Annotated in this window: 8 protein-coding genes; 7 read left to right on the top strand and 1 reads right to left on the bottom strand. The window is 72.5% G+C overall.

Going from position 1 to position 13683, the window contains the following annotated elements; translation table 11 throughout:
* Window positions 1-38: 38 nt before the first annotated feature.
* The 3 genes from Ari01nite_RS11160 (at window position 39) to Ari01nite_RS11150 (ending at window position 3898) form a co-directional block, all read left to right on the top strand.
* On the top strand, window positions 39-332 hold the full coding sequence (locus tag Ari01nite_RS11160; protein WP_203781090.1) for a hypothetical protein: 294 nt from the start codon (window positions 39-41) through the stop codon (window positions 330-332).
* Between the two features lie 1070 nt (window positions 333-1402).
* Window positions 1403-2887 (top strand): 30S ribosomal protein S1, encoded by a 1485-nt coding sequence (gene rpsA, locus Ari01nite_RS49770; RefSeq protein WP_438872162.1) that lies wholly within the window; start codon window positions 1403-1405, stop codon window positions 2885-2887.
* A gap of 33 nt (window positions 2888-2920) precedes the next feature.
* Window positions 2921-3898 (top strand): phosphatidylinositol-specific phospholipase C, encoded by a 978-nt coding sequence (locus tag Ari01nite_RS11150; protein ID WP_239162654.1) that lies wholly within the window; start codon window positions 2921-2923, stop codon window positions 3896-3898.
* A gap of 462 nt (window positions 3899-4360) precedes the next feature.
* Here Ari01nite_RS11150 and Ari01nite_RS11145 read toward each other — a convergent pair whose 3' ends face one another.
* Window positions 4361-5800: an XRE family transcriptional regulator gene (locus Ari01nite_RS11145; RefSeq protein WP_203781088.1), complete on the bottom strand. Its 1440-nt coding sequence runs from the start codon at window positions 5798-5800 to the stop codon at window positions 4361-4363.
* Between the two features lie 129 nt (window positions 5801-5929).
* Here Ari01nite_RS11145 and aceA point away from each other — a divergent pair, with 129 nt between their 5' ends.
* From aceA to Ari01nite_RS11125, 4 genes are all read left to right on the top strand, one after another.
* Window positions 5930-7219 carry an isocitrate lyase gene (gene aceA / locus Ari01nite_RS11140; protein WP_203781087.1) on the top strand — a complete coding sequence of 430 codons (1290 nt, stop codon included), beginning with the start codon at window positions 5930-5932 and terminating at the stop codon, window positions 7217-7219.
* Entirely contained in the window at window positions 7219-8844 is a 1626-nt protein-coding gene (gene aceB / locus Ari01nite_RS11135) for a malate synthase A (RefSeq protein ID WP_203781086.1), read from the top strand. The genes aceA and aceB overlap by 1 nt, the downstream gene beginning before the upstream one ends.
* Window positions 8845-8931: 87 nt before the next feature.
* A complete protein-coding gene (locus Ari01nite_RS11130; RefSeq protein WP_203781085.1) occupies window positions 8932-11220 on the top strand; it encodes an NB-ARC domain-containing protein in 2289 nt (762 codons plus the stop codon).
* Between the two features lie 75 nt (window positions 11221-11295).
* Window positions 11296-13647, top strand: a complete 2352-nt coding sequence (locus Ari01nite_RS11125; protein WP_203781084.1) for an NACHT domain-containing protein — start codon at window positions 11296-11298, stop codon at window positions 13645-13647.
* The last annotated feature ends 36 nt before the right edge of the window (window positions 13648-13683 follow it).

The following is a 13683-nucleotide window of genomic DNA, read 5'->3' as shown; positions in this document are numbered from 1 at the left end:
GCGCGGTGGTAACGGAGAACACCCCTGCGGTGACGATCATGCAGGACGGCCGTGTGCTCGGCGACGGATTCCTGGTCTCCCGAGGCTACGCGGTGGCCCCCGGTCTGAGCGCCGAACGCTCCGACGTGACGGTGGCGGACGCCGCCGGGCACAGCGTCGGCGGCCGGCTCGCCGAGGCCGGGCTGATCGAGCTGGACGGACCCGATCTGGGCGCCGGCGAGTCGTGGTTCGCCGACTCCGCCGCGGCGCTCGGCGTGCCGCCCGGCCCGGCCGGCGACTTCCTCCTCAGCTTTGTACGGGACCGGGCCACCGAGGAGGGCGTGCGGGGATGACCGCGTTGGCGCAGGCAATATCCGGAGCTGAGGAGGCGGTGCGGGCCGCTCTCGGCGGCACCGATCTGGACGGGCCGGTCGAGCAGGCCCTGGCCGAGGAGCCGGACGCGGCGGCGTCCTGCGAGCTGGCCGCACTGCTCGCCGAGGCGCAGCGGCCCGACCTCGCGATCCGGGTGCTGCAGGCGGCGGCGGGCCGGTCCGAGGGCGCGGAGCGGGCGCGCGTGCACAACCTGCGCGGCCTGCTGCTCGCCGACGCCGGCCACCTGACCGAGGCCGGCGACGCGCTCCAGGAGGCCCTCGCCGACGCCGACGACGAGGTGGCCCCGCGGGTGCGGGTCAATCTCGCGGCGCTCGCGCTGGCCCGGGGCGACCTGGCCGGCGCCAAGGAGGCCGAGCCCGGCCTCACCGACCCCCGCCTGGTCTTCACATCCTGCTTCACCCGGCTGCAGGCCGAGGCGCTGCGCGAGGAGCGCTGGGCGGTGCCGCAGACCGCCGAGGCCCTCGCCGCCGCGGCCACGGCCGTGCAGGAGGCGCTCCCGGCCGGCCACCCGGCGGCCGTCAGCACCCTGGCCGACCTCGCCTACGGCCGGTTCCAGGCGGCCCGGCTGGCCGGCGACACCGAGCGGCTGGGCGAGCTGCTGGCGGCGCTCTCCGGGCCGGTGCGGCTGCTGGGCACCGCGCTCGGCATCGACCATCCGCGGGTGCTGGCGGCCCGGGTCCGGCTGACCGAGTGCGGCGTGGCGGCCGGCACCGACCACGCCGCCGTCCTGGACGACAGCCTGCGCACCGCCCGGTGGGCGCTGCGCCGGCTCGGACCCGACCACCCGCTGACCCTGGCCGCGTCCGCCCAGGCCGGCGTCGCCCAGCTGGCGGCGGCCCGCCGGGACGGTGCGGCGGACGGCCTCGCCGAGGCGGCCCGGCAGCTCGCCGGGGTGGCCGAGGACGCCGGCCGCACGCTCGGCCCGGTCCACCCGGTCACCGTGGTGGCGCTGGCCAACGGCGCGCTCGCCGAACTGGCCGCGGCCGCCCGGGCCCGCTCGGCCGACCTGGCCGGCACCGCCGCCGACCATCTGGCCGAGGCGTCCACCCGGATCGGGCGGGCGCTCGGCCCGGCACACTCCACGGCCGCGCTGGTCTATCGCAGCCTGCGGGCCTGCCGCCAGGTGCTGAACGCGCCCGGCGACGACGAGGCCTGGCGGTCGGTCGACGCGGCCCTGGACGCCACCGGCTCCGACGAGATCATCCGCCCGGTCAACGACGGCGACACGCTGTCCGGCACCGTGGTGCGGGTCGACAAGGGCGAGGTCCTGGTCGACGTCGGATACACGGCGGACGGCGTGATCCCGTCCCGCGAACTGCCGCGCGAGGCCGCCCCGCTCGCGGTCGGCGACCGCGTCGAGGCCGTCGTGCTCACCACCGCCGACCCGCAGGGCCGCCTGCTCCTGTCCAAGAAGCGGGCCGACCAGGAACGCACCTGGGACCGCATCGAAAAGCTGCGCGACGGCGACCAGCCGGTGCAGGGCAAGGTGGTCGAGGTCGTCAAGGGCGGCCTGATCGTCGACATCGGGCTGCGCGCGTTCCTGCCGGCGTCGCTGGTCGAGTTGCGCCGGGTCCGCGACCTGCGCCCGTACCTGGGCCGCGAGCTCGAACTCAAGGTCCTCGAGATGGACCGCGGCCGGGGCAACGTGGTGCTGTCCCGCCGGGCCGCGCTCGAACAGGCCAAGACCGCGAACCGGGCGGATGTGCTGGGCTCGCTGCAGAAGGGTCAGATCCGCAAGGGCGTGGTCTCGTCGATCGTCAACTTCGGCGTGTTCGTCGACCTGGGCGGCGTCGACGGCCTGGTGCACGTCTCCGAGTTGTCCTGGCGGCACGTCAACCACCCGACCGACGTGGTCCAGGTGGGTCAGGAGGTCTCGGTCGAGGTCACCGAGGTCGACCATGACCGGGAACGCGTGTCGCTGTCGTACCGGGCCACCCAGGAGGACCCCTGGCACGAGTTCGCCCGGGAGAACGCGATCGGCCAGATCGTGCCCGGCACGGTCACCAAGCTGGTGCCGTTCGGCGTCTTCGTCCGGCTGGACGACGGCATCGAGGGCCTCGTGCACATCTCCGAGTTGGCCGAAACCCACGTGGAGCAGCCCGACCAGGTGACCCGCGCGGGCGCCGCGGTCTTCGTCAAGGTGCTCGACATCGACCTGCGGCGCCGGCGCATCTCGCTGTCGCTCAAGCAGGCCGACGAGGCGATCACCGACGACGAGGAATACTTCGACCCGACCATGTACGGGATGGCGGCCGCGTACGACGCCGAGGGCAACTACATCTACCCCGAGGGCTTCGACCCGGAGACCGGCGAGTGGCTGGAGGGCTACGAGGCTCAGCGGGACGCCTGGGAACGGGAGTACGAGCAGGCCCGGCTGCGGTTCGACGCGCACACCCGCCAGGTACGCCAGCGCCGGGAGGGCGGTCCGGCCGCCGCCCCGCCGCCGGCCGAGTCGGACGTCGGCGAGGCCCTGGCCGCGTTGCGCGAAAGACTCGGAGCCGACCGGGACGGGTGACATCCGCCGCCAGCGATAGATAAGTTTCGCTGTGTGAAGCTCGCCGTCGCCGCCGCTCTTACGGCCACCCTGCTCGCGGCCGACCCCTCCTACCGCACGCTGACCTCGGCCAGCAACCCCGACTGGATGCGCGCCCTGCCCGGCGCCACCAGCCTCGCCGCGCTGTCCATTCCGGGCACCCACGAGACCCTGTCGATCCACGGCGGCGCCTGGACCCAGACCCAGGAGAACCACGGCGACGGCGGCGCCACCCTGACCGCCCAGCTCACCGCCGGCATCCGCATGATCGACGTACGGGCCCGGGTGAACACCGGCAACACCTTCACGATCCACCACGGCGCCACCTACCAGAACGCGAACTTCGACGATGTGCTGGCCCGGCTGGCCGAGTTCCTGTCCGCACACCCCGGCGAGACGGTCCTGCTGCGACTCAAGCAGGAATGCACCGGCGAGCTGGGTTCGTGCACCGACGCGTCCGGCCAGGCGCCTTTCACCGACATTTTTGACGCGTACGTGGCCAGCCGTCCCGCCCTGTTCTGGACGCCCGCGGTGACCCGCGCCACCGCCGCGGCCGTGCCCACCCTGGCCGAGGTCCGCGGCAAGGTGGTACTGGCCGTGCTGAACGGCCCCCGAGGCGGCCGCTTCGCCAACTACGGCCTGTCCCAGTTCGCCGGCTGGAACGACGGCTCGTCAACATATGTCCAGGACGAGTACAACGTGCCCAATGTCGGAGCCATCGCCACCAAGCGCGACCAGGTGCGCCGCTTCCTGGACGCCACGAGCGCCGGCGACCCCACCCGCATCCACGTGAACTTCACCAGCGGCGCGAGCATCTTCGCCCAGCCCCAGCAGGTGGCCGGCGGCGCCCTGGGCGTGCAGGGCGTCAACCCGTTCCTGCTGACCTACCTGAACGAGGGCCCCGACGTGCACGCCCCGGTAACCCGCACCGGCGTCCTGATGCTCGACTTCCCGGGCGGCACCCTGATCAACCGCATAATCGCCGTCAACTGAGCCCCGCCCCTTCGACCGAGCGGCGCGGCCGGCTGGTCGTTGCGGGCCCTGGCCGCCCCAGCAGCGCGCTGCCCCGCGCCGCCCCGCGCTGCTCGCCCGCGCTGCTCGCCCGCGCTGCTCGCCCGCGCTGCCCGCCCGCGCTGCCCCGAGCCGCGCCACTCCGGATCTTGTTGATCTGGGGGTGCGGGCCGGACAGTGCGGGCCGGACTGCAAGTCGACAACATCGGCGCGCGGTTCGTGATAAGGGCGATATATCCGCTGAGGCCTGTGGTGTGGTCGGATGGTGGGACGCCGGGTCCGAGCTGCGGGACGATGGCCGCGGTCGGGATCGGCTCGCACGTTCGGTGCCGAAAGGTGGTGCGGTGATCACTGCGGCGGCCGCCGTGGGTGGGGCAGTCGAGGTCCGGCCGGGTTGGCGGTCGCACGCGACCGCAGCGCGCCCGGCCAAATCAGGCTCGCGGGTCAGGCTCGGCGGTCCAGGAACTCGTAGACGTCCTGGGCGTCGACTCCCGGGAAGGTGCCCGGTGGCAGTGCTGCCAGCAGGTGGGAGTGGACTCGCGCGCTTGGCCACGCGCCGCCGGACCAGCGCCGCACCAGGTCGGCGGGTGGGCGGCGGCAACAGTTCGGGTCGGGGCAGCGGGAGACCGTCCGGCGGGTGGTGTCGCCGCCGCGGAACCAGCGGGCGTGTTCGTACGGCGTGCCCACGGTGACCGAGAACTCGCCGGAGCGGGTCGACTCGATGTGGACCGTGCACCAGTAGGTGCCGGCTGAGGTGTCGGTGAACTGGTAGAAGGACGAGTACGGGTCGTCGGCCTGGAAGATCGTGCGGGACGCCCAGCGGCGGCAGATCGGCTGGCCCTCGATCGCGCCGGTCACGTCGCTGGGGAAGCGGACGCCGTCGTTCTCGTAGGCCTTGTAGACGATGCCGTTCTCGTGCACCCGGGTGAAGTGCACCGGGATGCCGAAGTGCTGGGTGGCCAGGTTGGTGAAGCGGTGCGCCGCGGTCTCGTAGGACACCCCGAACGCGTCCCGGAAGTCGTCGATCGCGAGCGCCCGGTCGGCCTTCGCCTGGCGCAGGAAGTCGGTGGCGAACTTCTCCGGCATCAGCAGCGCGGCCGCGAAGTAGTTGGCCTCGACCCGCTGGCGCAGGAAGTCGCCGTAGTCGGCCGGGTCGCTGTGGCCCAGCACGAAGTGGCCGAGCGTCTGCAGCACCACGGCGCGCGGGTCGTGGCCCTTGCCGCTGGCCACCTGGGGCAGGTAGATGCGCCGGTTGCGCAGGTCGGTCACCGAGCGGGTGGAGCCGGGCAGGTCGTTCACGTAGTGCAGGGAGAAGCCCAGGCTGGCGGCGATGTCCAGGATGCCGCGCTGGGACAGCGGCCCGGTGGTGTACCGCACCGACGTCAGCACCTTGGCGGCGGCCTGCTCGATCTCGGCGAAGTAGTTGTTGCGCTCGCGCATGTTGACCCGCAGCTGCGCGTTCGCCCGGCGGGCCACCTCGGGGGTGGCGCTCTGCTCGGTGCGCACCCGGCCCAGTTCGCGGTGCAGGCCGACGAGGGCCTCCAGCGCGTCCGCGGGCAGCCGCCGACCGCCGCGTACCACCGGCAGGCCGAGGGCGGCGTAAGCCGGATCCTGCTGGAAGTGGGTGAGGTCGATCTCCAGCCCGGCCCGGCGACTCGGGGCCTCCGGCCGCAAAAGATCCTGCAGGGGTACGCCGAGCGCGCCCGCGATCGCCTGGAGCACCGACAGTTTGGGTTCGCGCTTGCCGTTCTCGATCATCGAAAGCTGCGACGGCGCCCGGCCGACCGCCTCGCTGAGCTGCTCCAACGTCATGTTCTTGGTCTTGCGCAGGTGGCGCAGGCGCTGCCCGAGGGTAACGAGGTCGACAGAAGATGAAGCGGTCACGGGTTTGACGTTAACAGAAATTCTGCAGATCTTCTGCTCACAAACACCTTCTGACCCCCTTGTCGCGTCGGCGACAGTCGAATTCTTCCACCGAGAAGGAACGCGACAGGGCACGGAAGGGAAAATTCGATGAGTGATCAGCTGACCGAAGTCAGGGGCGGTACCGCTGCGGACCTCACCAGGGCGTGGGCCGGCGATCCGCGGTGGCTGGGCATCAAGCGCAGCTACACCGCGCACGACGTGATCAAGCTCCGGGGCACGGTCCAGGAGCGGCACACCCTGGCCGAGCGCGGCGCGCAGCGGCTCTGGGAGTTGCTGCACAGCGAGGACTACATCAACGCGCTCGGCGCCCTCACCGGCGGCCAGGCGGTGCAGATGGTCCGCGCCGGCCTGAAGGCCATCTACCTCTCCGGCTGGCAGGTCGCGGCGGACGCCAACCTGTCCGGCAACACGTACCCGGACCAGTCCCTCTACCCGGCCAACTCGGTGCCGGCGGTGGTGCGCCGGATCAACAACGCGCTGATGCGCGCCGACCAGATCGACACCGCCGCGGGCAAGCGGGAACGCGACTGGTTCGCCCCGATCGTCGCCGACGCGGAGGCCGGCTTCGGCGGCCCGCTCAACGCGTTCGAGCTGATGAAGGGCATGATCGCGGCCGGCGCCGCGGGCGTGCACTGGGAGGACCAGCTGGCCAGCGAGAAGAAGTGCGGCCACCTCGGCGGCAAGGTTTTGATCCCGACCGCGCAGCACATCCGGACGCTGAACGCGGCCCGGCTCGCGGCCGACGTGCTGGGCGTGCCGTCGCTGGTGATCGCCCGCACCGACGCGCTGGCGGCCGATCTGCTCACCACCGACGTGGACGAGCGCGACCGGCCGTTCCTCACCGGCGAGCGCACCGCGGAGGGCTTCTACCGGGTGCGCAGCGGGCCCGATGCGGCGATCGCCCGCGGCGTTGCCTACGCCGACTACGCCGATCTGCTCTGGGTCGAGACCGGCAAGCCCGACCTGGAGTTCGCGCGCAGCTTCGCCGAGGCGGTGCACAAGGAGCACCCGGGCAAGATGCTGGCGTACAACTGCTCGCCGTCGTTCAACTGGAAGCGCAACCTGGACGACGCCGACATCGCCCGGTTCCAGAAGGAGCTCGGCGCGATGGGCTACAAGTTCCAGTTCGTCACGCTGGCCGGCTTCCACGCGCTGAACCACTCGATGTTCGAGCTGGCCCGCGGTTACGCCGAAACCGGCATGACCGCGTACGTGAAACTCCAGGAGGCCGAGTTCGCGGCCGAGGCCGACGGCTACACCGCGACCAAGCACCAGGCGGAGGTCGGCACCGGCTACTTCGACGCCGTCTCCACCGCGCTCAACCCCGACAGCTCGACCACCGCCCTGAAGGGCTCGACCGAGGCGGAGCAGTTCTGATGGGAATCGAAGAGATCACGATCACGGGTACGACGAACGGCCGCTACGCCGAAATCCTGACCCCCGAGGCCGTCGCGTTCGTGGTGGCGCTGGACCGTGAGTTCGGCGCCCGCCGGGTCCAGCTGCTGGAGCGCCGCCGGCGCCGCCGGACCACCCGGACCGACGAGCTCGACTTCCTGCCGTCGACGCAGCACATCCGCGACGACGCGTCGTGGACGGTGGCGCCGCCGGCCGAGGACCTGCTGGACCGCCGCGTCGAGATCACCGGCCCGCCGGAGCGCAAGATGACCGTCAACGCCCTCAATTCGGGCGCCAAGGTCTGGATGGCCGACTTCGAGGACGCCACCGCGCCCACCTGGGAGAACGTGGTGATCGGCCAGCTCAACCTGCGTGACGCGCTGGACGGCACGCTGGACTTCACCGCGCCGGACGGCCGCGAGTACAAGGTCAACGGCTGGACCCCGACGATCATGGTGCGCCCGCGCGGCTGGCACCTGCCGGAGTGCCACCTGCGGATCGGCGGCCGGGCGGTCTCGGCCTCGCTGTTCGACTTCGGGCTCTACCTGTTCCACTGCGCGCAGCGGCAGCTCGACCGGGGCAGCGGCCCGTACTTCTACCTGCCCAAGCTCGAGTCGCACCTCGAGGCCCGGCTGTGGAACGACGTGTTCGTCTTCGCCCAGGAGCACCTGGGCATCCCGCGCGGCACGATCCGGGCCACCGTGCTGATCGAGACCATCACCGCCGCGTTCGAGATGGACGAGATCCTGTACGAGCTGCGCGAACACTCGGCCGGCCTGAACGCGGGCCGCTGGGACTACCTGTTCAGCATGATCAAGAACCGGCCGGACGTGGTGCTGCCCGAGCGGTCCCAGGTCACCATGACCGCGCCGTTCATGCGCGCGTACACCGAACTGCTGGTGCGCACCTGCCACCGCCGCAACGCGCACGCGATCGGCGGCATGGCCGCCGTGGTCCCGAGCCGGGACCCGGTGGCCGCCAAGCGGGCCCTCAACCAGGTGCGCCAGGACAAGCGGCGCGAGGTCGGCGACGGCTTCGACGGCTCCTGGGTGGCGCACCCCGGCCTGGTGGAGACCTGCCGCGACGTGTTCGACCAGTGGCTGGGCGAGGAGCCGCACCAGATCGTGCGCAAGCGCGAGGACGTCCGGGTCACCGCCACCGACCTGCTCGACATCAAGGCGACCGGCGTCCAGGTCACCGAGGTGGCGCTGCGCAACAACGTGAGCGTGGCGCTGCGCTACATCGCCGCCTGGCTGGGCGGCCGCGGCGCGGTCGCGCTCGGCGGCCTGATGGAGGACGCGGCCACCGCCGAGATCTGCCGGGCGCAGCTCTGGCAGTGGATCCACTCGAGCACCCCGACCGACTACGGCGTCCCGATCACGGCCGCCCTGGTCACCCGGATGCTGCGCGAGGAACTCGACGTGCTCAGCGAGACCGGCGCCCTGGACGAGGACGCGGCCCGGCGCTTCGGCCAGGCCCGGACTCTGCTGACCGTGCTGCTCACCGAGCGGACCTGCCCCGAGTTCCTGACCCTGCCGGCCTACCTCCGGCACATGTCCGGCGGGGCCGGGACGCCCCAACCCGAGCAGGCTACTGTCGCGGCCTGATCTCGGATCGGGAGAACGGCGCGGCCCCGAAGGCACTGGGGGCCGCGCCGTTCGCCGTAGCTTGCCTCCCTGTGGTCCGATGGAACGGTGACCACTCACGGTGACGAGGAGCTCGCACGGTTCAAACAGGACCTCGGCAGCCTGCGGGTGAGCGTGGGAAATCCGCCGAACAGCTGGTTCCGGCCCTATCCCCATTCGCTGGCCCGCTCGACGCTCCACGACCTGCTGACCGGGCCCCGGAAGCCCCGATGGGTGACGGTCGAGCTCTTCCTCACGGCGTGCGAGAACTATGCCCGGACCGACCCGGGCCGGTGGCCCGACGACCCGGAGGGGCTGGTCCGCAGCGCCTGGCTCGCGCGGTACGTCCGTCTCTCCGGCGCGCCTGGCCAGCGCCCCGCCGAGGACGTCGCCGCACCGGCGGACCGGCGCCGGATCGGTGTGGTGCCCCAGCCCGCCGGCGGGTATCAGGACCGCGGCCTCAGCGTGACGTTCGACTCTCCCGGCCCGCGGCAGCACGTGCTGACCGGCCTCGGTGGAGTCGGGAAGACCCAGATCGCGGCGAGTCTGGCCCGCCGGCTGTGGGCCGCCGAGCAGATCGACGACCTGATCTGGGTGGAGGCGGGCTCCCGGGACCGCATCCTGAACGCGTACCGGCTGGCGTGGGAGGGGATCGGTGAGCCGCAGGACGACGACGAGCAGGCGGCCGGCAGCTTCCTGACCTGGCTGGAGACCACGGACCGGCGCTGGCTCGTGGTGCTTGACGACCTCGCCGACCCCGCCCATCTGCGCGGGCTCTGGCCGCCCGTCACACCGACCGGCCGGACGGTGGTGACCACCCGGCGCACCGATGCGGCGCTGAGTTCCGACGGGCGCACGATGGTCCGGATCCACTCGTTCGCCAGGTCCGAGGCGCTCAACTACGTGCGTGCGAAGCTGTCCGGGCGACCCGAACTGGGCGTGGGCGCCGACGGACTGGTCGCCGAACTCGGTGGCCTGCCGCTGGCCCTGGCGCAGGCGGTCGTCTACCAGCTCGACCTGGAGCTGTCCTGCTCGGACTATCTCGCCCGGCTGCGCCGTCAGCCGCTACGCAACGCCGCCCCGGAGACGCTGCCCGACGACCAACCGGCGGCGCTGACCGCCACCTGGGCGCTTTCGCTGCGGCACGCCGACGGGCTACGCCCGGCCGGGCTGGCCACGCCGGTGCTCCGGATCGCGGCGCTGCTGGATCCGAACGGGATTCCGGAGAACGTCTTCACCACGGCGGCGGTGACCGCAGCGCTGGGGATCGGTGCCGACGACGCCCGGGACGCGCTGCGCTGCCTGCGCCGGGTCAGCCTGATCGACATCGATCCGGCGGACCAGGGCTGGATCCGGGTGCACGCGCTGGTCCAGCGGGTCACCAGGGAGGAGACACCGGCCGGGTTGCTCGGAAAGCTGCGCCGCGCCACCGCCGACGCGCTCGTGGAACTCCTGCCCGGAGCGGCCGGCGACCGCCAGCGCCTGGCTCGCCTGCACGCCAACGCCGCGACCCTGATCGACGGCGACGACGGCACCCTGTACCCGGGCGGGGTACACCGGCTGGTGTTCGAAACCGGCCGGAGCCTGGCCCGCTCGGGAAGCGTGGAGGCCGCGATCGGGCACTTCGCCCGGGCCGGCGAGACCGCGGCCGGTCATCTGGGCGCCGACCACACCGACGTCCTGGAGCTCCGCCTCGAGGAGACGTACCGGCTGGGCATCGCCGAGTACTACGACGACGCGGCGACTCGGACCGCCTCGCTGATCGACGACTGCGAGCGGGTCCTCGGCCATGCCCACCAGCACACCCTCGACGCCCGCCTCTACCGGGCCCGCTGGACCGGACACACCGGCGCGGCGGCCGCCATCCCGTTGCTCACCGAGCTCACGGCCGAGCTCACCGAACTTCTCGGTGCACAGCACGACATGACCCTCACGGCCCGCAACGATCTGGCGTTCTTCCGTGGCGAGGCGGGCGATGCGAGCGGCGCTGCCGAGGAGTTCCGCCTGCTCGCCGCGGACCGACAGGCCCTGCACGGGCCGCGGGCGGAGCACACTCTGATCTCCCGCAACGGCTACGGCGTCTGGCTCGGCAAGGCGGGCCGGGTGCAGGACGCCATCGACGTGATGTCGGAGGTGTGCGCCGACTGTGCCGCTGCCCTCGGGGCGGACCACCAGTACACCCTCGGCTCGCGGGGCAACCTCGTCGTCCTGCTCGGCCGGCGGGACGGCCCGGCCGCCCATCTGGCGGAGCTGGCCGGCATTCACGCCCGGTTGCTCGAGCTCTACGGCGACCGGCACCGCCAGACGAGCAAGTTCGAGGCGATTCTGCGTGATTGGCGGCAACTCGGGACCGGCTGAGGCCACTGTCCGGCTTCGTCCGGCTCGGTCCGGTAGTGGTGCACCCGGACTCCTTTCGGGAGAAACCTCGCACCTGTGCGAAGGTCGAAGCAAGCAGTCAGCACCGCGCTCGCGGTGGCCGCGCTGGCCGCGGTCACGTACGTCCTCACCGCCGAGGATCTCGACACGGCGGATCAACTGTCCGGTGTGCTGACCCTGCTGCTCGTGCTGGGTACGTCCCTCTTCGGGCTGTTCACCCGCACACCCGAGCCGCAGAGCGTCAGCGGGGTGCGGGACCGGCTGGGCGACCAGATCGACGCCCAGTGCGGGCCGCTCGCCAGCAACGGCGGCATCTACCAGCACTACTTCCTGCCGCCCCGGCTGTGCCCGGCGGGGTCGGCCGTTCCGCTCCGGTCCGGCCGGGCCGCGGCCTGGGACGCCGAGCAGTACCAGCGGGCCATCACCGACGTGTTCGGCCGGTGCGCCCGGCGCGTGGTCGTGCTGGGCGCGTCCGGCAGCGGGAAATCCACTCTCGCCCTGATGCTCGCGCTCGGACTGCGCCGGGCCGATCGGCGGGCGCTGCCGCTGCTGCTGTCGTTGAACAGCTGGAACGTCGAGGACGAATCGTTCCGGTCCTGGCTGGACCGGCAACTGACGCTCACCTACCGGGCGACGGAAGCGCTCGGCGACGACCGCATCCGGCAGCTCGTGTACGGCGACGACGTGCTGTTCATCCTCGACGGCCTGGACCGGCTCGGCGAGACCGACCTTGACCGGGCGGTGGCCCAGATCAACGAGGCGATACCGCTCGACCGGCCGCTGGTCGTGCTGTCCCGCCCGGCCCGGCGCAACGATCTCGGCGCGCTGGTCCGCAGCCCCGGGGACGTCCTGCATCTTCGTACCGCTCCGGGCTCGGCCGTCCGCGGCTATCTGCAGTTCGTGGCGGCCCGCGAACCGCGGATGGCCGGCTGGGACGTGGTGACGAAGGACCGGCGGGGCGCCGCCCGCGCGGTGCACGAACTCCTGCGTTCGCCGCTTCTGCTCGACATCGCGCTGCGCGTGTACCGCACCCGCGAGCAGGTGGTTCTCCTCCACGACCAGGCGCGGACGCGGACCCCGCAGGAGGCCAGGAACAAGCTTCTCGACGACTACCTCGCCACGCTCCCGCCGCGGATGCGGACGCGTCTCGCCTACGTCGCGTACCGGCTCGGCCAGTTCAAGGTTCGCAGCATCGCATGGTGGCGGGCGCCGGCCGCGGTGCCCAGCCGGGTGCTAGCGGCCGGGGCAGCGGTGAGCCTGCTGCCGGCGTACCGGCTGGCGCTCGTCATGCCCGCGGGCCTGACCCGTGGGCTGGCCATCGGCACCTTCACCGGCGTGCTGCTGGGTGTGGTCCGGGCGCGGCGGCTGCGCCGGGCCGCCGGACCGGCCGGGCTGACCGCGCTTCTGATCGTCGCGGGGGTCGGTTTCGGGAATGCGGCGCCGGCGGTCGCGGTTGCCGACGCGGTCCAGATCCCGCTCGCCGTCCTGCTGATCGTCGTCGGCAAGGACGCCCTGATCAAGCGCGCGTCAACCGGTCGGGCCGTGCTGGCGGTGGCCGCGGCCGGCGGCGTTCCGGCCGCCGCCGTCAGCGGCCTGAACCTGCTGTTGCCGCAGGTCGTTGCGCACCGCAGCTTCGCCGGTACGTGGATCGCGATCTCGTTCGGGGTGGGCGTGGCGGTGCTCTCGGCACGGCTCCTGGTGCCCCTCGACCGGGCGCACCGGCCCTCCCGGGTGACGCTGCGCAGCCGCGGCAGCCGGCTGGGCAATCCGCTGCCGCACGTCGCGGTGGCGGTGGCGGCGGCGACCACGGTCGGCATCGCCGGCGGCGTGGTGGGGCTGCTGCGTGACGGCCCGGCCTACGGCGCCACGCTCGCCGTCTTCTTCGGTCTGGTCGCCGGCATCCCGATCGGTGTCGCCGGCGGACTGCTCCGCTGGCTGAACCAGCCCACCGTCCGGCACGTCGTCGCCACGCCGCTGCACACCCTGCGCAGCGACTGGCTCGCGACGGCCGGCTGCCTGGTGACCGTCGGCCTGGTTTCGAGCGGCTCGATCGCGCTCGTGCTCGGACCGCTGCGGCAGCTCACCGGGCCGCTGGGCCAGCCGGTGCTGATCCGCCCGATGCATGGCCTGCTGTTCGGCACCACCATCGGGCTGGTCCTGGCCTGCTACTACAACGCTGCGCCCGGTTTCCTGATGGCCGTGTGCTGGTTCCGGCTGCGCGGCCGGTTGCCCGCCCGCCTGATGTCGTTCCTGCGCGACGCCGAGGCCGCCGGTCTGCTGCGGCAGGCCGGTGCGGTGTACGAGTTCCGGCACGAGGAGGTCCGGGTCCGGCTCGCCTGGCACCACGGGCAGGCCGGCAGGATACTCAAGCCGGTCGCCGGTGACCAAGGGGTATCAGTGCGATGCTGAGGGTGATCCCCGAACACCGCCCGGGAGGTACCGACG

It is taken from the genome of Paractinoplanes rishiriensis (genome assembly GCF_016862375.1).
Taxonomy (GTDB): Bacteria; Actinomycetota; Actinomycetes; order Mycobacteriales; family Micromonosporaceae; genus Actinoplanes; species Actinoplanes rishiriensis.
The sequence above is the reverse complement of the archived record's forward strand: the minus strand, read 5'-3'. Positions and strand labels throughout refer to the sequence as shown.